The following is a 17,635-nucleotide window of genomic DNA, read 5'->3' as shown; positions in this document are numbered from 1 at the left end:
TCCTCTTCTGGCCGAAACCAGATGGAACAATCCTCTACGCGACTTTCACGTCGCACTAACTGAACGGCATTAGCCGCAAGCGGCGCCTTTTCTACAACGGTACTTCCAGTCCGGCTTAGAAGCGGTGACGCAAGCCGACCGTTGCCGAAACCTGGTTCGACGTCGACGAAACGCCCACGCCGGTGATCGTCGCACCGAGGCCAGGAACATCGTCGCCGCCGATCACGTGCTGGTATTCGCCTTGCAGGTACACGTCCGTGCGCTTCGACAGCGCGTACGCCGTTTGCAGGCTCACTTGGTGGAAGCGCGGCTTCACGCCATCGATACGGCTGTCGGTGTACGTGTAGGCGCCTGCCAGGCTCAGTGCCGGTGTCAGGTTGTAACGACCGTTCACTTCGTAGTTCGTGAAGCGAACGTGGCCGTCGGTCAGGCCGATAGCCGGGCCGCCGCTCGTGCCCGCCGTCGTGATCTGGGTGGCATCGTCAAGCATGGTCTGCGTGAACACGAAACCGACCGTCGCCGCGCCGAACGCGTAGCTCAGGCCACCACCGAAGACACGCTGACGGCCAGCCGCGAACGGAGCGTCGGAGGCGATCGCGCCGTTAGGGTTCGTCGGAACGAGGGCGTTCGCGTTGTTCAGCTGCATGTACGCCGCAGCGACGTTGAACGGACCGTAGTTATACGACGCGCCGACGCTGTACGCGCGGTTGTCGGCGAAGCCGCCGGCTTCGTTCGAGAAGCCGTACATGCCGCCGAACTTGAAGCCAGCGTAGTTCGCGCTCGTGAACTTGACCGAGTTGTTCACGCGGAACGAGTTGTCGAGGTTGTCGTTATCGAACGGGTGGGCGAACTGCGTGCCGCCGTACTGCGTGCCGGTCAGAGCCAGAGGTCCGAGATAGTCGACGACGGAGTCGTACTGACGACCGAGCGTCACGGCGCCGAACTGATCGCTCGACAGGCCGACGAATGCCTGACGGCCGAACTCACGGCCGCCTTGGCCGTTCGTGCCGTTCATGATGTTGAAGCCGTTTTCCAACGTGAAGATTGCCTTCAGACCGCCGCCGAGATCTTCAGAGCCGCGCAAGCCCCAACGGCTGCCGTTGACCGAACCGCTCGTCGCTTTCCAGTTGCTGTGGCCTTGCTGGTTGTTCGTATAGGTGATGCCGGCGTCGATCAGGCCGTACAGCGTGACGCTGCTTTGCGCGTGAGCGGCGGTAGCAAATACGCCCGTCAGGGCAGCGACCATGAGAGTCTTTTTCATCTTTGTAACTCCGAGAGCAGAATGGGCTTGTCAGCCCAGGCTTGAAGGAAACCTTTCCTCCGACGCGCTGCGAGAGGCGCTGTCAGGTGAGCAATATGTTCAATTTCGAACACATTTGTTTCCGGACCACTCGAAGTGTAAAGACGGCGTTAAAGCGCAGACATTCCGTTTTCCGCAACAAATTATTCTTTGAACGGCAATGATGCGAATATGCCGTCAACGCCTTTATTGACAAGGGTTTAGCCGGGTTTATATGATCCGGTGACGCGGTGTCAACCCGTGTGACGTTGCGCATTCACGACAGCGTGCAAGCGGAATAATCCGAGAATTGGATTGTTGAGGTTATCGCAATAGAAGATTGCTTTTTACAGTGGTAATTCTTCCTCTAACCCGCAGCTATACTGAGCTTTCTGCTTTCCGAAGCAGACTTTTTCGTTGACGGAAAAGATCTCCAAGCCTTTGTCAGCGCGACTCTCCAGTCGCGCTTTTTTTTGCCTTCTGATTCGTGACTTTCAAACTCGTTCAGGCCGCCTTTCGCTCGGCTGATTCGCTCGGCGCGTCGCCAGCGAGCTCGTGCTCGTGCTGGAAAGGAAGCGTCCAGTCTTCCATGACGTAGTGCCTCGCGTCCATCGGGGATGACAAGAGATTCTGCCAATGATCCCCGTGCCAAACCGGATCGAAATCGAGCGGGGAAGCCAGGACTGGCGCGGCAGAGGCTTGCGGCGATACCAGCGACTTCATCCATTGAACAACGCGCTTGAGTTCGGTCATCACAACTGGCCCTCCTATTCGTCTGCAAATACCGCTCCATGTTGCTGAGTCGCGCGCAATCGAACAAGGCGCGTAAACACTTACGATTGAATAAACCTTGTTACATCGCGGGTGAGAGTTTCCTCCGATTATTCTTCTCGTTTTAAGAATTATGTTTCATGTGCTTATTTTGTGACGGCGATAAATGCGCTTGGAGCTGATGAAGCGAGTGGGTCGCTGACATCCGTGGATAAAATTGTCTTGACGGTACGATCGGCTGCTTATATAAAAGCGGTGCCGTCGAGTTCGCTGAACTGGCACGGCGTTTATAGGGTTCGCCCGCATTTAATCAAACTTCCGAAGGAAAACAGGTATATGGAAACTGGTATCGTCAAATGGTTCAACGATGCTAAAGGCTTTGGCTTCATCACGTCGGACGCCGGCGGTGAAGATCTGTTCGCGCACTTCTCCGAGATCCGTGCCGACGGCTTCAAGTCGCTGAAGGAGAGTCAGCGGGTGTCATTCGAAGTCAAGGCTGGGCCGAAGGGCAAGCAAGCGGCGAACATCCGCGCTCTCTGATCGGCGAGCCGTTTGACGCTTCGACAAACCCCTTGTGTCCGCAAGGGGTTTTTGTTATTCGGGTATCCGAGAATTGCGCTGCTGTCGTTTTCACGCCGCTGTTTTTGAAGCGCGGAGGCGCGTTAATTCGCCCTTGATCGTTTAAACGGTTAGTGTTTTCGTTCGCGCCGAATAAGTCGTGCCCGTAAATTGGGGTAAATGCCGAGGCGCAATTCCGATTCAAATGGGATTGCAAAACTCTGAAACCGCCGGGTGATTGGTACTCGAGATTTGCAAGGATTCGCTCGCGTCATCTACGTGGGCTAAAATGGCGGCATCTTCACGCGCAAGCGCTTCCGAGATCCAGCTCGAATCCGGAATGCTGCGCCCTCATTCATCGAGATGCACGCTCTTCCTCCGCTTTCCAGCCACGAATTTCCCGCCGACCCCGTCGTCTTTGTCGATCTCGAAACGACGGGCGGCTCGCTCGGCATCGATCGGATTACCGAAATCGGCATCGTCGAGGTCGGGCCGTCCGGATTGACGCAGTGGAGTTCGCTCGTCAATCCGCAGAAGCCGATTCCGGCGTTCATCCAGAACCTGACCGGCATCACCGATTCGATGGTGCGCGACGCACCCACCTTCGACGAACTCGCGTCGAACCTTTTCGAGCGGATGAACGGGCGTCTTTTCATCGCGCACAACGCGCATTTCGATCACGGTTTTCTGCGCGGAGAGTTCAAGCGGATCGGGCTCAAATTTCAGCCTGACGTGCTGTGCACGGTGCAGTTGTCGCGCGCGGTGTACCCGGCCGAGAAGCGGCATGGGCTCGATGCGCTGGTCGAGCGTCATGCGCTCGTGCCGGCGGCGCGGCACCGGGCGCTCGCCGACGCCGATCTGCTCTGGCAGTTCTGGCAGCACCTGCATCGCTCGCATGCATCGGACGTCCTGCGCGCGCATATGGAGCAGGTCACGCGGCGATTTCGCCTTGCCGGTGACATCGACGAGGACACGATCGAGCGAATTCCAGCCGGCTGCGGAATCTATGTGTTCTACGGCGAGGACGATGCACCGCTTTTCGTCGGCAGAAGCGTGCGACTGCGTCAGCGGGTGCGCTCGCATCTGACAGGCCCGCGGCGCTCGTCTAAGGACTTGCGGCTTGCGGCACTGGTTCGGCGTGTCGAGTGGACGGCGACGGGCGGCGAGATCGGCGCGCTGCTCGCCGAGTCACAAACGGTCGCGCGTTTGCGTCCGCCGCACAATCGCTTGGTCCGCGCCCGCCGGGACGACGCGCGCGATGCGCCCTGGCCCTATCCCGGCGCGATTGCGATCGACGAGCGCGATCCCGGTACGGGCCTGCATGCGTGGCATGTGGTGGACAACTGGCAATACTTCGGCACGGCTCCGACGCTGGCCGACGCGGCAGCATTGCGTACGCGCGTGCTGGCGTCCGGGTTCGAGCTCTCGACGTATCGGATTCTTGGCGAACGGCTTGGACGCGGACTCGCTGTCGTCCCGCTTGTCGGGTCTGCTGCCGCCGTCGCCTGAGTTGCTAGCCGACCGCCCCGATTCCGCCCGCCGCGCAAACATGCGATAACGCGCGGGACAGCGGCGTGTTCAACGCCGCGTCATAGCGCGTCAGGTGCTTCCAGCGGGCGACGCTGTCGGCGAGCCGCAGAGGGCAGTCGTCGGCATGGCGCATCGGCTCGACCCGCGCGAGGGCCGCTATCAGCGATTGCGTGAGACGGTCGAGCTTCGGGCGAGTGTCGGTGGCGAGGTCCGGCGGCGAATCTTCCGGCGCCCGCGCGGCACGCCAATTCGCGAAGAGCGCATTTTGCACGTCCTTGCTCGCCTCGATCTGGTCGCGGAAAAAACGCTGCGCAAACGCCGGATCGACGCCCGAGTCCTGCGCCTTCATTTTGACGCTCGCAAGCAAGGCCGCTTCGCGCGGCTCATCGGTGATCGGTTCGTGATGCGCCCATTTCCAGCGCGCGACCGGCTCGGCGAGTGCGAGCCGCTCCGACGTCAACGCGACGAGGCTGGTGAATGGTGCGTCGTCGCCATCTGCGTGGGCGGGGAAAATGGAGCCAAGAAGCAAAGCGGCGAGGGCCGCGATTGCGCGTACCCGGCGTTCACGGGAAAGGGGAGAAATGACAGACGATGAACCCATGCGGAGCGCTTGGTGAACAAAAGCGCCAGCATAACCCACTGCTTCGCTTGCCCGCCGTTCAAGCGCCTTTGCGGCGCGTGGGGGATTTCAGCGCGCGTATTGGCGACAGGCGCGCCGATCCCTGGCGCAAGCCATGATTGGATCGTGATTTTGGCGCGTGCGTCACGGGCACGATGCGTCGCATACACGACAATTGCGGGCGATCCCGACTACCGGCGCTTACTTCGAATCGCGCATGTTGCGCTGTTCGTCGAAGAATGCGCGAACGTGCTCAGGCAATTCGGCAGCCAGGAATTCGACCCCTACCGGTTCCGGATCCGGACAAGAAACCTTGTCGGGGGTCGGAATTTTTGTCGGTTTGGCGTCCATCATTTTCTCTCCTTGTGAAACTTGATTATCAAACTTGCTAGCAGCGTCATGGCGTTGTGGAAACAATTCCACGTTCCCTTGTTGCTTTATCGGAACAGCACCATCATTACTTGAGACGCGTCCGAAAAAAATCAGAATGTCCTGATATAGGAATGATCGTTCTTAAATTGAGCGATCAGGTTCGAGATCGATTTACCGATTTCGTCATTCGATTTCGGTAGTTTGTTCTCGATCCGGCCTTGGCGCTCTACTGCGGGCGCCTGGGAGCCCTCCGCTATGACGCACCGCAATACATATTTAACGCTCTCTCCATACTTATAACGATAGCGGGAAACCAGCGTTGACGTAATATCGGCGGCCGAGGAATAATTATTCAGTTGTGTGGAAACGCACAAATAGAGGCATTGCGCAGATCAGCGGCGCATGTGGATGTCGATTCCTAAACGCACGGTTCTTTGTGATCCACGCGATCGGCGACACGCGTGCCTGGGATGTAAGGCTCGTCGAGAACTTCAGCAAAGCGCCCGGAATGAAAAAACCCGCGAGGCCGAAGGCCACGCGGGTTTTTAAATGAAGCTTGGTGCCGGAAAGAGGAATCGAACCCCCGACCTTCGCATTACGAATGCGCTGCTCTACCGTCTGAGCTATTCCGGCATCGGAGAAACGAGATTATAGAGACTCTTTTCTGACTTTGGCAATACCCTGATCAATTTTTCTTTTCGAGATGGTAGCGGGTCACACGATCTACTTCGTTCTTCGATCCGAGAAACACCGGCACGCGCTCGTGGAGGCTTTGCGGGACGATGTCGAGGATGCGCTGTTCGCCATTGGTCGCGGCTCCGCCAGCCTGCTCGACGATGAACGCCATCGGGTTCGCCTCGTACATGAGACGCAGCTTGCCGGGACGATCCGGCGTGCGTTTGTCGGCGGGGTACATAAAGATGCCGCCGCGGTTCAGGATACGGTGAACGTCGGCGACCATCGATGCGACCCAGCGCATATTGAAATCGTCCTTGCGCGGGCCGTCCTTGCCCTGGTTCAGTTCGTTCACGTATGCCTGAACGGGCTCGTACCAGTGACGGCTGTTCGAGGCATTGATCGCGTATTCACGCGTCTCGACCGGAATCGTCATGTCGCTTTGCGTCAGCACCCACGAGCCCAGTTCGCGATCCAGCGTGAAGCAGTTCACGCCATTGCCCGTGGTCAGCACGAGCACGGTTTGAGGCCCGTACACTGCGTAGCCGGCAGCGACCTGCGCTGAACCGGGTTGCATGAACGCCTGTTCGGTCGGCTCGCAATCGTCCGGGCAGCGCAGGACCGAAAAGATCGTGCCGATCGACACGTTGACATCGATATTGGATGAACCGTCGAGCGGGTCGAATGTCAGCAGGTAATTGCCTTTCGGATAGCGATTCGGAATCGGGAAGATTTTTTCCATTTCCTCCGACGCCATCGCGGCGAGATTGCCGCCCCATTCGTTGGCTTCGAGCAGGATTTCATTCGACATGATGTCGAGCCGCTTCTGGACTTCGCCCTGCACGTTTTCGCTGCCGGCGCTGCCGAGTGCTTCGCCCAGCGCGCCCTTGCTCACCTGAAAGCCGATCTGCTTGCAGGCCCGCGCGACGACTTCGATCAGAAGGCGCAGATCGGCGGGGAGATTCTGGTGTTCGCGCTGCTGCTCGATCAAATACTTGGTCAGCGTAGTGCGGCGGGAAATGGACATGCTTGGCTCCAGGAGCGTTTGACGAATTCCCCGATTCTACCCGCTCGACACGACGGCCCCATGTCGCGAAGGGCACGTTCCAATTGCCGGTGCTGAAGGCAAGCTGCCACGCGTCTTGCGCGCGAAGCTTTTCCGCCTGTGCTAAGACAGCGTGACGCTCGGCCTGTATCGGCTCGATTTTCGCGCTCGATCTGCTTACTGGACGCGGAAGGCGCCACGCGCAAATCGTAATTCACATGCACTGTCATCCAGAACGTGGCGAGGTTCCGAAGTAGCGCGCGAGCCGCAACGCGGTTTCTCGCGTCGCGCAAGGAAATCGCTTTCGCTTGCGTGGGGCGTCGCGAGAAGTCGACCGATCGGCCAACGTGAAGGGCTAAAAGAACTGGCGCAGGAGCGCTAATGAGGTTCGGTCAGGGCAAAAAAAGGCCGCTCCGATCGACGCCGGAGCGGCCTTTCCTGGATTCCGACTCAGTTTGAGTCGCCATGCTTCGCCTAACTGAACGGCATCACCGCCGCAGCGCCGGTTTACATGAATTCAACAGCCGCACAGTTCAGCCCAACGCCTTTTCTACAATCTCTCGCACGTCGCGCGACTTCGCCTTCGACGCCACTTCCGCCAGCGCGTCGTGCATCTTCTCGCGCAACGCGGGCGTAAAGCGGCGCCACAATTCGAGACCGCGAGCGAGGCGTGCGGCGACCTGCGGATTGAGCGCGTCGAGCGCGATGACCTGCTCGGCCCAGAACGCGTAGCCGGAGCCGTCGGCGGCGTGGAATTGCGCGGGATTGCCGCTGCAGAAGCTGAAAATCAGCGAGCGCGCGCGATTCGGGTTTTTCAGCGTGAATGCCGGATGCTGCATCAGCTTGCGTACGACGTCGATCACCTTGCGATTCGGCCCGCCGCGCTGCGTAGCTTGCACGGCGAACCACTTGTCGATCACGAGGGCTTCGTGTTCGAAGCGAGCATAGAAATCGCCCAGCGCGGCGTCGGCGGCCGTCGAGTCGCCGTTCGGTGCCGCGCCCGCCAGCAACAGCGCCGACAGCGCCGCCGAGCGGTCCGTCATGTTGTCCGCGCTGTCGTATTGCGCGTGGGCGAGACGCACGGCATCGGCCGGATCGTCGAGCTGGCTCAAATAGGCGAGGGCGAGATTCTTGAGTCCGCGCTTGCCCGCGTCTTCCGGCGTCGGCCGATATTCGCCCGGCGTGCGGTTGGCTTCGTAGATCGCGAGCCATTTGCCGCGCAGATCGGTCGCGAGCCGGCGGCTCATGAAGACACGCGCCGAGTGGACCGCGGCGGGATCGGAGACGGCCATCTGCTCGGCGAGATAGCTCTCGGACGGCAGCATCAGCGCGAGTTCGCGGAAGGCGGGCGTGAGCGCCGGATCGTCGAGCACTTGCTCGAAGGCCGCGACGACCTGCGAGTCGAGCGTCAGCGTCTCGCCCTTCGCGGCGCGGCCGGCGAGCGCGAGCAGTTCACGCGTGGCAAGCCGCTGGCCCGCTTCCCAGCGATTGAACGGGTCGCTGTCATTGGCGAGCAAGAATGCCAGTTGTTCGTTCGTGTAGTCGTATTCGACGATCACCGGCGCCGAGAAATTGCGCAGCAACGACGGCAATGGCTTCTCGGCGACATCGACGAACGTGAATGATTGTTCCCGCTCGGTGAGGTCCAGAACGCGAGTCGTGCCGCCCGGCTCCTTCTCGCCCTCGAGCCGCAGCGGCAGGTCCGTGCCCTTGCCGCCGATCAGGCCGATCGCGACCGGAATCAAAAGCGGTCCCTTCTGGGTCTCGCGCGCCGCTTCCGACGCCTCGCCGTAACTCTGCGAAAGCGTGACGGTGTAGCGCTTCGCGGCGGCATCGTACGATGTCTTCACGCCGACGCGCGGCGTGCCCGCCTGGCTGTACCAGCGCTCGAACAGCGCGAGGTCGCGCCCGTTGGCGTCGGCCATCGCGTGACGGAAGTCGTCGCAAGTAACCGCTTGCCCGTCGTGGCGCTTGAAATACAGGTCCATGCCTTGCCGGAAGCCGTCGCGTCCGAACAGCGTCTGGTACATCCGCACGACTTCCGAACCTTTCTCGTAGACGGTCATCGTGTAGAAGTTGTTGATTTCCACATAGCTTTCCGGGCGCACCGGATGCGCCATCGGGCCGGCGTCCTCGGCGAACTGCATCTGGCGCAGCACGCGCACGTCCTCGATGCGCCGCGTCGCGCGCGCGGCCTCGCTTGCCGCACCGGGCGAGTCGCCGGCGGCCATGTCGGCGGAGAATTCCTGGTCGCGGAACACCGTCAGGCCTTCCTTCAGGCTCAGCTGGAACCAGTCGCGGCAGGTGACGCGGTTGCCGGTCCAGTTGTGGAAATACTCGTGGCCGACGACCGATTCGATGTTGAAGAAGTCCGTATCGGTGGCCGTCTCGGGGTTCGCCAGCACGTACTTCGTATTGAAGATGTTGAGCCCCTTGTTCTCCATCGCGCCCATGTTGAAGTCGCTGACGGCGACGATCATGAAGCGGTCGAGATCCAGTTCCAGGCCAAAGCGCTTTTCGTCCCAGCGGATCGAGTTGACGAGCGAATCCATCGCGTGACGGGTCTTGTCGAGATCATGCGGCTCGACCCACACCTGCAGCAGCTTTTCCTTGCCCGAGCCCGTCGTGATGCGTTCTTCCAGCGCGACCAGCTTGCCCGCGACGAGCGCGAACAGGTAGCTCGGCTTCTTGAACGGATCCTCCCATTTCGCGAAGTGGCGGCCGTCGGGCAGGTCGCCTTCATCGATCAGGTTGCCGTTCGACAGCAGGACCGGATACGCCGATTTGTCGGCGCGCAGCGTGACCGTGTAGGTGGCCATGACGTCCGGACGGTCGAGGAAATACGTGATCCGGCGAAAACCCTCGGCTTCGCATTGCGTGAAGAAGTTGCCGCTCGACACGTACAGTCCTGAAAGCGTGGTGTTCGTCGCCGGATTGCAGACGTTTTCGATCGTCAGTTCGAAGCTGTCGGGAATAGTGCCCACCGACAGTTCGTTGTCGGTCACACGGACATCCGCGTGCGGCCGGCCGTCGACCGACGCGCGCACGAATTCCAGTTGCTCGCCGATCAAGACGAGATTCTGCGCGGCGCCGGCGTCGGGATTGCGGCGCACGCGCAGTGTGCTTTTCACGACCGTCCGCTCGGGCACGAGGTCGAATTCGAGCGCAACGGAATCGATGAGGAAAGCCGGCGGCGCGTAGTCTGCGCGGCGAATCACGGCGGGCGTCGCGGGTGCTGTCGATGTGGACATGGCGGCTTCTGTAGAGTTGATTGGCGGCGCCTGTCGGCGGCCTGTGTCGGACCATTGTACAAAGGCTCGGGCGATCCGGGGTTCGGCGCGAGGTTGGCGTGGGGTCGGCCCGGGGTCGGCCGAGTGGCTAACAAAGAACTTTCAGCCGGCGCGGGCGGTCTGTATCTTCAGCGCGATCTTGCTGGACGCTCTCGCCGCGTGCGTGACGCGCCGACACTTCCTATAACTAAGAGATAGCGGGCTACGAAACGAGGATGACCATGAATTTCGATCGCTGGGCCAGCGTGGTTCGCGCCGCGCTGGGGCTGTGTGTGGTGTGGCTCGCCGGTTGCACGACCTACGTGCAGACGCAGGTGACGGCGTTTTCGGACTGGCAGGGCAGCGACGCGACCCGCACCTACGCATTTGCGCGCACGCCCGACCAGCAGAACAGCATCGAGCAGTCGACTTATGAAACGCTCGTGGCCAACGAACTGGCGAAGAATGCGTTCCGGCAGGTTCCGGAGGCAAGCGCGCACTATCGGGTGGAGCTCGCTTACTCGATTCGCAGCGACCTGATGACCGTGCGCCAGCCGGTCTATTACGACCCATGGCCGATGTACGGGCCGTACGGACGCCCATATTGGGGACCCTACGGCGCCTGGGGTCCGTTTGGCCCGTGGGGACCGGGCTATGTCGACCAGACTTATCCGGTCTACTCGCATGCGCTGCAGATTCGCATCATCGATCGCAGCACTGGGCGCGAGGCCTATAAAGTGACCGCGATGAATTCGGCCGGCGAGCCGTCGCTGATTGGCGCGATGCCTTATCTCGTGCGCAGCGCGCTTGCAGATTTCCCGCTCGGCAACGGCACGGTGCGCACGGTGAAGATTCCGCTCGGCCCGAGCGGCGGCACAAGCAACGAGGCTTCCGCGTCAGTCGGCGCGAATGAGCGTAGCGTCGCACCGGGCGGCGTCGCAACAGCCAAGGCGGTGGAATAGCGAAGGCGCCATTTCCAGCGAGTCGCAACGCCGCGTCCGTCGGCGCGCGTTCGGCGTTGTGTAATTTTTGCCGCTTGCACGAGAATGCCGCGCTCGCCGCTGCGATAATCCCGTTCAGCAATCCCGGCGCGGACGTCCGCTACGCGGCGTCGGAGCGTGTCAGTCGCACCCCCCGCGAATATGCACGGCCGCCGGAATCGGGATATATTCGCGTTCATGACAAAACCAAGTCCGACCCAGCCCCGTGCCGTCCCGGAGCCCGCCACATGGGACGCGCGGCTTGCCCGCCGTCTGGTCACTCCACTCGTCGGCACCCGCGTCACGCCGAATCATCTGACCTCGTTGCGACTCCTGATCGGCGTGGCCGGCGCCTATTATTTGTCGCTCGGGCAATTCTGGCTGTGCACGGCCGGCGCGCTCCTGATCGCGCTTTCCAACTTCGTCGATCACACCGACGGCGAGCTCGCCCGCATCAGCGGACAGTCGAGCCGGATCGGTCATTTATACGACCTCGGCTGCGACGCGGTGGTGACCGTGCTGCTGTTCGTCGGGCTGGGCTTTTATGTCGGCGTTCATCATCCCGCGATGCTGGTTCCTGCCGAATGGCTCGGCGCCATTGCGGGCGTGGCCGTCGCGCTGATTTTCTTCCTGCGCATGCGCATCGAGTCGATGGTCGGCAAGTCGGGCACGAAGCAGGCGTCGCTGGCCGGATTCGAGACTGAGGATGTGCTGTATCTTCTGCCGCTCGTGACCGTGCTGAACGGGATGACGCCGTTCCTGGTCGCCGCGGCCATCGGCGCGCCGCTGTTTGCCGCATGGTGCGTGATGGACTATCAGCGCGTGACGCGTGATGTCGCCAGGGCCGCCCAGGCCGCGAACGGCAAGGTGCCCCCCAAAGACACCGACGGCAACGATTTTCAGACCGCGAGATGAACCAGGCAGCCAATCCGTCAACGGAGTCGTTCGACGAAACTTCCGCACGCGCTCCCGTTCCCCGTGCAGCGGCGCCTTCCGCGCGAGAAATCGATGCGACGCTGAACGCCCGCCTGCGCGAACTCAAGACCGCGCAGCTGCATGAATCCTTCGGCGAGCAAGGCAGCTTTCTGTACCTCGAAGACTTCCTACCGCGCGACTACACCGAGCGGCTGATCGACGCGGTGCACGCGGTCACGCCCGCCGTGAACCGCAACTACCTGCCGGGCCACAAGCAGGGCGGCAGCGTGAGCCGCCACGCCATCGACCGTCTTGCGCCGTTCATCGCCGACCTGTACCGGTCGGAGGCGCTGGTCAAGTGGCTCGAAGCGATCAGCGGCGACAAGCTGCAACTCTCGCCCGCCGACGACCCGCATGCCTACGCGCTCTATTTCTACACCCGTCCGGGCGACCACATCGGCTGGCACTACGACACGTCCTATTACGATGGCCGCCGTTACACGATGCTGCTGGGCGTGATCGACGATTCGTCCTGCCGTCTCGACTACGAACTTCACACGCGCAACACCGAGGTTCCCGACGCGCCGGGCTCGGTGCAATACCCGCCGGGCGCGCTCGTGTTCTTCGACGGCGACAAGTTGCGCCACCGCATCACGCCACTCGGCGCGAACGAAATGCGCGTGTCGCTGACCTTCGAATACGTCACGAACCCGAACATGCGTCCGTGGCAGCGCTTCATTTCGAACATGAAGGATTCGATCGCCTATTTCGGCTTCGGGCAGGTCTTTCGCCGCAAAGCCGGCAAGAACGGAAGCGCATGAGCCGCGCCGGAACCGTCCTGCTTTCGATCGGCGTGGTGTTGTTCATCGCGCTGATCGGCTGGCAAGGCTTCGGCTCGGTGGCGTCGACGCTCGTGACGGCCGGCTGGGGCCTGCTCGCCGTCGCGGCGTTTCACCTGCTGCCGGTGGTGCTCGATGCCGGCGCCATCAGCGTGCTCTTTTCGCCGCTCGAACGCGACGTGTCGCTGCGCGACGCGCTGCTTGCGCGCTGGGCCGGCGAATCGGTCAACAGCCTGATGCCCGCCGGGCAGATCGGCGGGCCGATGATGATGGTCCGCTATCTCGCGCAGCGCGGCATGCGTGCCCGCGATGCCGCCGCCGTCATCACCGTCAGCACGACCGTGCAGACGATCGCGCAACTGATCTTCGCGCTGGCTGGCGTGGCGCTGCTCGGCGGCTCCGACACGAGCGTGCGCACGGGCGTGCTGATCGTCATCGGCGTGATCGGCGCGATGATCTTCGGGTTCTATCTGGCGCAGCGGCGCGGCCTGTTCGGGCGCGCGACGCGTTTTGCATCGACTGTCGCCGCGCGCTTTTCCGCGAAGCGCGACTGGTCGTCGCTCGTGACGCGCGCCGAAGCCGTCGACACCGCCGTGCACGAGATGTATCGCGAGCGCGGCAAAGTGGCGGCGAGCTTCGCGCTGAGCATGGTCGGCTGGATCGTCGGCACGGGCGAAGTGTGGCTCGCGTTGCGGCTGCTCGGGCATCCGGTCGACTGGACCGATGCGCTGATCCTCGAAAGTCTCGGCCAGGCGATCCGTGGCGCTGCCTTCGCGATTCCCGGTTCGCTCGGCGTCCAGGAGGGCGGCTTCCTGCTGCTCGCACGGCTCGTCGGCCTGCCGCCGGAAGTGGCGCTCGCGCTGTCGCTCGCGAAGCGCGCGCGCGAACTGTTGCTCGGCGTGCCGGGCATCGTCTATCTGCATTTCGTTGAAAAGGGCTGGCAGCGTCGGCGTCTCGCGCGCGTGCCGGAGATCGACTGATTCATCCTCGAAGGGATAACAAGAATGCGCGCAATTATTCTTGCGGCCGGGATGGGCTTGCGCCTCGTCCAGCCGGAAGGGCAGCAGAAGCCGAAGTGCCTGTTGCGGTTCGGCGATGCCTCGCTGCTCGAACGCCATCTTCAATTGCTGAAGGCTGCGGGCGTCGATGAAATCGTGTTCGTGCTCGGTTTCAAGCATGAACAGGTGGAAGCGGAACTCGATTCGATCGACTGGAAGCCGGCAACCGAAGTCGTGGTGAACAGCGAGTTCACGCTTGGCAGCGTGCTGTCGGTGCACACGGCGGCCGAAGCGCTCACGCGCGGCGGCGACGTGGTCCTGATGGACGCCGACGTGCTCTACGACGAACGCATTCTCGACGCGCTGGTGGCGAACCCGCACGCGCACGTGAACCGCCTGTTGATCGACCGCGATTTCGAAACCGGCGACGAACCTGTGAAGCTGTGCGTCGAAAACGGCGTGCCGGTCGAGTTGAGGAAGCAAGTCGCCGTGGGGACGCACTACGACACGATCGGCGAATCGGTCGGCTTCTTCCGCTTCGACGAACACGCGGCGAAGCGGCTCGCGCAAATCGTTGCGGATTATGTCGCGACGGGCCGCGCGAGCCTGCCGCATGAAGAAGCGGTGCGCGATCTCCTGCTCGAAAAGAGCCACGTTTTCGATGTTGCCGACGTGACCGGCGCGCCGTGGATCGAAATCGACTTCCAGAACGACGTGACGCGCGCAGCCGACGAAGTGCTGCCGCAATTGAACCAGCTTGCCGGAGCACTGCGATGAACGCACCAGGACAACTTCCCGCCGGATTCTCGCGCACGATGCGCCTGCGCGAGATGCTGCAGAGCAATCGGCTCGAATTCATGATGGAGGCGCACAACGGTTTGTCGGCGCGCATCGTGAAGGAAGCGGGCTTCAAGGCGATCTGGGGCTCGGGCCTCGCGATCTCGGCGCAGTTCGGCGTGCGCGACAACAACGAAGCGAGCTGGACGCAAGTGGTCGACATGCTCGAATTCATGGCCGACGCGAGCGACCTGCCGATCCTGCTCGACGGCGACACCGGCTACGGCAACTTCAACAACGTGCGGCGGCTCGTGAGGAAGCTGGAGCAGCGCGGGATAGCTGGCGTCTGCATCGAGGACAAGCAGTTCCCGAAGACCAACAGCTTCATCAACGGCGAGGCGCAGCCGCTCGCCGACATCGATGAATTCTGCGGCAAGATCAAGGCCGGCAAGGACTCGCAGAGCGATCCGAATTTCTCGATCGTCGCGCGGGTCGAGGCGCTGATCGCCGGCTGGGGCATGGAAGAAGCGCTGCGGCGTGCGGAAGCCTACCGGCGAGCGGGCGCGGACGCGATCCTGATCCACAGCAAGCTCTCGAAGCCCGATGAAATCCTGACCTTCGCACGTGAATGGGCCGGTCGCGGGCCGCTCGTCATCGTGCCGACGAAGTACTACAGCACGCCGACCGACGTCTTCCGTCAGGCGGGCATCAGCACCGTGATCTGGGCGAACCATCTGATCCGCGGCGCGACTTCCGCGATGCAGGCGATCGCGAAGGAGATCCACGAAAGCGAGACGCTCGTGAACGTGGAAGACCGCATCGCGACGGTCAACGAGATTTTCCGCTTGCAGGATGCGGACGAATATTCGGCGGCGGAGAGCGTGTACCTGTCGGCGTCGAGCGCGGCGCGCAGCGCGGTCGTGCTGGCGGCGAGCCGTGGCGCGGGCCTCGAAGCGGTGACGGCCGACCGCCCGAAGGTCATGCTGCCGATCGCCGGCAAGCCGCTGCTGCGGCACCTCGTCGAGGCGTTCAAGAAGGAACACATCAACGACATCACGGTCGTCGGAGGCTATCGCGCGGACGCGATCGATACGTCGGGCATCCGGCTCGTGGTCAACGAGCAGCACGCGCAGACGGGCGAGCTTGCGTCGCTGGCCTGCGCGGCGGAATCGTTCATCGGCGACACGGTGATTTCCTATGGCGACCTGTTGTTCCGCAGCTATATCCTGCGCGATCTGGTCGAGTCGGACAGCGACTTCTGCGTTGTGGTCGATTCGTCGCAAGCGCCGCACGCGGGCGAAGCGGCGACCGATTTCGCCTATTGCTCGGCCGCCGACGATCGCGCGCTTTTCGGACGGAAAGTCTGGCTGGAAGGGGTCGTCAGCACGGCTTCATCGGCGGCGGGCAAAGCCGGCTCGCCGCAAGGCCGCTGGATGGGCCTGCTCAACGTGCGCGGCGCAGCGCGCGAGCGCCTGCGCGCCACGCTCGCGCGACTCCAGCAGCGCGACGACTTCAACACGCTCGACATGGCGGCGCTGCTCAACGCGCTGGTCGATGCGGGCGAGCGTATCGAAGTGCATTACGTGCATGGACACTGGCGCGGCGTGAACGACCTCGACGACTTCCGTCGCGCCGGCGACTTCGCGCATGCGCAGGCGCCGTACGGATCGAGCGGCGCGACATCGGGGGGCGGCGCGTGATCGAAGCCGCCCAGTTCGTCGAAGCGGCGCGCGAGCGCGGCTTCGACTGGTATGCCGGCGTGCCGTGTTCCTTTCTCACGCCTTTCATCAACTATGTGGTGCAGGACGAGTCGCTGCATTACGTGTCGGCGGCGAACGAGGGCGATGCCGTCGCGCTGATCGCGGGCGTCGCGCTCGGCGCGTCGGGCGAGCACAAGGGCCGTCGCGGCATCGCGATGATGCAGAACTCCGGCCTCGGCAATGCGGTGAGTCCGCTGACGTCGCTCACCTGGACGTTTCGCTTGCCGCAGCTTTTGATCGTGACGTGGCGCGGGCAGCCCGGCGTCGCCGATGAGCCGCAGCACGCGCTGATGGGACCGGTCACGCCGGCGATGCTCGACACGATGGAGATCCCGTGGGAACTGTTCCCGACGGAACCCGAAGCGATTGCGCCCGCGCTCGATCGCGCGACGGCGCACATGGATCGCACCGGCCGTCCTTATGCGCTCGTGATGCAGAAGGGCAGCGTGGCGCCGTATGCGTTGACGAAGACCGGCTTGAGCGGCGTACGGGAACGCGCGACGCGTGCCGCGGTTCAGCGGTTCGAGGGCGAACGGGTCACGCGTCACGACGCATTGCAGCGCGTGATTGCGCACACGCCTGCGAACTCGACGGTCGTGCTCGCGTCGACGGGTTTCTGCGGCCGCGAACTCTATGCTATCGACGATCGCGAGAACCAGTTGTATCTGGTCGGCTCGATGGGCTGTGTCACGCCGATGGCGCTCGGTCTCGCGCTGTCGCGGCCGGACCTGCGCGTGGTCGCGCTCGATGGCGACGGCGCTGCGCTGATGCGCATGGGCGTCTTCGCGACGCTTGGCGCGTATGGTCCGTCGAACCTGGTTCATCTGCTGCTCGACAACGGCGCGCATGAATCGACGGGTGGGCAGGCGACGGTGTCGCGCGGTGTTGATTTTGCCGCGATTGCATCGGCGTGTGGCTATGCGCTCGCGCTCGACGGCGACGATATCGGTGTGATCGACCGGCTGTTCGATGCGAAGGATGTAGACGGGGTGCGCTTCGCGCGGCTTTCGATTCGGACCGGGACGCCGGGGGACTTGCCGCGGCCTTCGATTACGCCGGAGGATGTGCGGGGTCGCTTGCAAGCGCACGTTGGGGGCGCTGGCGCTTGGGGGTGGGGTTGAGGTTTACGCCGTTTGATGTTTTTGCGCTTCTATGGAACTTGTTTTCTTAGTGGTTTATTAGCTCTGCCCCTGTCCGGGGCGGGACTCACTTTCTTTGCTGCTGCAAAGAAAGTAAGCAAAGAAAGCA

The 17,635-nt window shown here is 62.5% G+C and carries 15 protein-coding genes and 1 tRNA gene; 9 read left to right on the top strand and 7 right to left on the bottom strand.

From position 1 onward, the window contains the following. Window positions 1-115 precede the first annotated feature (115 nt). Together AWB68_RS36525 and AWB68_RS36520 are read right to left on the bottom strand one after the other, a co-directional pair. On the bottom strand, window positions 116-1,261 hold the full coding sequence (locus AWB68_RS36525; protein ID WP_087649109.1) for a porin: 1,146 nt from the start codon (window positions 1,259-1,261) through the stop codon (window positions 116-118). Between the two features lie 522 nt (window positions 1,262-1,783). Continuing rightward, the gene (locus AWB68_RS36520) at window positions 1,784-2,002 is read right to left on the bottom strand and encodes a hypothetical protein (RefSeq protein WP_087649112.1); all 219 of its coding nucleotides are present in this window, start codon (window positions 2,000-2,002) and stop codon (window positions 1,784-1,786) included. Window positions 2,003-2,386: 384 nt separating this feature from the next. Between AWB68_RS36520 and AWB68_RS36515 the strand changes: the two genes are divergently transcribed. Both AWB68_RS36515 and AWB68_RS36510 read left to right on the top strand, forming a co-directional pair. Beyond that, window positions 2,387-2,590 carry a cold-shock protein gene (locus AWB68_RS36515; protein WP_087649108.1) on the top strand — a complete coding sequence of 68 codons (204 nt, stop codon included), beginning with the start codon at window positions 2,387-2,389 and terminating at the stop codon, window positions 2,588-2,590. Between the two features lie 381 nt (window positions 2,591-2,971). Beyond that, a complete protein-coding gene (locus AWB68_RS36510) occupies window positions 2,972-4,117 on the top strand; it encodes an exonuclease domain-containing protein (protein WP_087649107.1) in 1,146 nt (381 codons plus the stop codon). A gap of 4 nt (window positions 4,118-4,121) precedes the next feature. On the opposite strand, the gene AWB68_RS36505 is transcribed toward AWB68_RS36510, so the two are convergent. The 5 genes from AWB68_RS36505 to pepN all read right to left on the bottom strand — a co-directional run bounded on the left by AWB68_RS36505 (window position 4,122) and on the right by pepN (window position 10,100). Further along, complete coding sequence (locus AWB68_RS36505; RefSeq protein ID WP_087649106.1) at window positions 4,122-4,739, bottom strand: chorismate mutase; 618 nt, start codon at window positions 4,737-4,739, stop codon at window positions 4,122-4,124. A 219-nt stretch (window positions 4,740-4,958) separates the two neighbouring features. Then, window positions 4,959-5,111 (bottom strand): hypothetical protein, encoded by a 153-nt coding sequence (locus tag AWB68_RS48495; protein WP_160110134.1) that lies wholly within the window; start codon window positions 5,109-5,111, stop codon window positions 4,959-4,961. Between the two features lie 575 nt (window positions 5,112-5,686). Beyond that, window positions 5,687-5,762, bottom strand: a tRNA-Thr gene (locus AWB68_RS36500). A gap of 52 nt (window positions 5,763-5,814) precedes the next feature. Beyond that, window positions 5,815-6,831 carry a class 1 fructose-bisphosphatase gene (locus AWB68_RS36495; protein WP_087649105.1) on the bottom strand — a complete coding sequence of 339 codons (1,017 nt, stop codon included), beginning with the start codon at window positions 6,829-6,831 and terminating at the stop codon, window positions 5,815-5,817. A 551-nt stretch (window positions 6,832-7,382) separates the two neighbouring features. Then, window positions 7,383-10,100 carry an aminopeptidase N gene (pepN, locus tag AWB68_RS36490; RefSeq protein ID WP_087649104.1) on the bottom strand — a complete coding sequence of 906 codons (2,718 nt, stop codon included), beginning with the start codon at window positions 10,098-10,100 and terminating at the stop codon, window positions 7,383-7,385. 260 nt (window positions 10,101-10,360) lie between these two features. On the opposite strand from pepN, the gene AWB68_RS36485 reads away from it, so the two are divergent. The 7 genes from AWB68_RS36485 to aepY all read left to right on the top strand — a co-directional run bounded on the left by AWB68_RS36485 (window position 10,361) and on the right by aepY (window position 17,508). Beyond that, a complete protein-coding gene (locus AWB68_RS36485) occupies window positions 10,361-11,080 on the top strand; it encodes a DUF4136 domain-containing protein (RefSeq protein WP_235028693.1) in 720 nt (239 codons plus the stop codon). Window positions 11,081-11,296: 216 nt separating this feature from the next. Continuing rightward, the gene (locus tag AWB68_RS36480; protein WP_087649111.1) at window positions 11,297-12,013 is read left to right on the top strand and encodes a CDP-alcohol phosphatidyltransferase family protein; all 717 of its coding nucleotides are present in this window, start codon (window positions 11,297-11,299) and stop codon (window positions 12,011-12,013) included. Further along, a complete protein-coding gene (locus AWB68_RS36475; RefSeq protein WP_235028692.1) occupies window positions 12,010-12,834 on the top strand; it encodes a HalD/BesD family halogenase in 825 nt (274 codons plus the stop codon). The genes AWB68_RS36480 and AWB68_RS36475 overlap by 4 nt, the downstream gene beginning before the upstream one ends. After that, window positions 12,831-13,832 carry a flippase-like domain-containing protein gene (locus AWB68_RS36470; RefSeq protein WP_087649102.1) on the top strand — a complete coding sequence of 334 codons (1,002 nt, stop codon included), beginning with the start codon at window positions 12,831-12,833 and terminating at the stop codon, window positions 13,830-13,832. The genes AWB68_RS36475 and AWB68_RS36470 overlap by 4 nt, the downstream gene beginning before the upstream one ends. 24 nt (window positions 13,833-13,856) lie before the next feature. Then, window positions 13,857-14,627, top strand: coding sequence for a phosphocholine cytidylyltransferase family protein (locus AWB68_RS36465; RefSeq protein ID WP_087649101.1), 771 nt, complete (start codon window positions 13,857-13,859; stop codon window positions 14,625-14,627). Beyond that, a complete protein-coding gene (gene aepX, locus AWB68_RS36460) occupies window positions 14,624-16,327 on the top strand; it encodes a phosphoenolpyruvate mutase (RefSeq protein ID WP_087649100.1) in 1,704 nt (567 codons plus the stop codon). Before AWB68_RS36465 ends, aepX begins: the two co-directional genes overlap by 4 nt. Beyond that, a complete protein-coding gene (gene aepY, locus AWB68_RS36455) occupies window positions 16,324-17,508 on the top strand; it encodes a phosphonopyruvate decarboxylase (protein ID WP_087649099.1) in 1,185 nt (394 codons plus the stop codon). The genes aepX and aepY overlap by 4 nt, the downstream gene beginning before the upstream one ends. The last annotated feature ends 127 nt before the right edge of the window (window positions 17,509-17,635 follow it).

The sequence above is a fragment of the Caballeronia choica genome (assembly GCF_001544535.1).
Taxonomy (GTDB): Bacteria; Pseudomonadota; Gammaproteobacteria; order Burkholderiales; family Burkholderiaceae; genus Caballeronia; species Caballeronia choica.
The sequence above is the reverse complement of the archived record's forward strand: the minus strand, read 5'-3'. Positions and strand labels throughout refer to the sequence as shown.

Excerpts from the sequence above, each read along its gene's own strand:
- pepN (WP_087649104.1), bottom strand. The coding sequence starts at position 10,100 with ATGTCCACATCGACAGCACCCGCGACGCCCGCCGTGATTCGCCGCGCA.
- AWB68_RS36480 (WP_087649111.1), top strand. The coding sequence starts at position 11,297 with ATGACAAAACCAAGTCCGACCCAGCCCCGTGCCGTCCCGGAGCCCGCC.
- AWB68_RS48495 (WP_160110134.1), bottom strand. The coding sequence starts at position 5,111 with ATGATGGACGCCAAACCGACAAAAATTCCGACCCCCGACAAGGTTTCT.
- AWB68_RS36510 (WP_087649107.1), top strand. The coding sequence starts at position 2,972 with ATGCACGCTCTTCCTCCGCTTTCCAGCCACGAATTTCCCGCCGACCCC.
- AWB68_RS36465 (WP_087649101.1), top strand. The coding sequence starts at position 13,857 with ATGCGCGCAATTATTCTTGCGGCCGGGATGGGCTTGCGCCTCGTCCAG.
- AWB68_RS36515 (WP_087649108.1), top strand. The coding sequence starts at position 2,387 with ATGGAAACTGGTATCGTCAAATGGTTCAACGATGCTAAAGGCTTTGGC.
- AWB68_RS36495 (WP_087649105.1), bottom strand. The coding sequence starts at position 6,831 with ATGTCCATTTCCCGCCGCACTACGCTGACCAAGTATTTGATCGAGCAG.
- AWB68_RS36470 (WP_087649102.1), top strand. The coding sequence starts at position 12,831 with ATGAGCCGCGCCGGAACCGTCCTGCTTTCGATCGGCGTGGTGTTGTTC.
- AWB68_RS36525 (WP_087649109.1), bottom strand. The coding sequence starts at position 1,261 with ATGAAAAAGACTCTCATGGTCGCTGCCCTGACGGGCGTATTTGCTACC.
- aepX (WP_087649100.1), top strand. The coding sequence starts at position 14,624 with ATGAACGCACCAGGACAACTTCCCGCCGGATTCTCGCGCACGATGCGC.
- AWB68_RS36520 (WP_087649112.1), bottom strand. The coding sequence starts at position 2,002 with ATGAAGTCGCTGGTATCGCCGCAAGCCTCTGCCGCGCCAGTCCTGGCT.
- AWB68_RS36505 (WP_087649106.1), bottom strand. The coding sequence starts at position 4,739 with ATGGGTTCATCGTCTGTCATTTCTCCCCTTTCCCGTGAACGCCGGGTA.
- AWB68_RS36485 (WP_235028693.1), top strand. The coding sequence starts at position 10,361 with ATGAATTTCGATCGCTGGGCCAGCGTGGTTCGCGCCGCGCTGGGGCTG.
- AWB68_RS36475 (WP_235028692.1), top strand. The coding sequence starts at position 12,010 with ATGAACCAGGCAGCCAATCCGTCAACGGAGTCGTTCGACGAAACTTCC.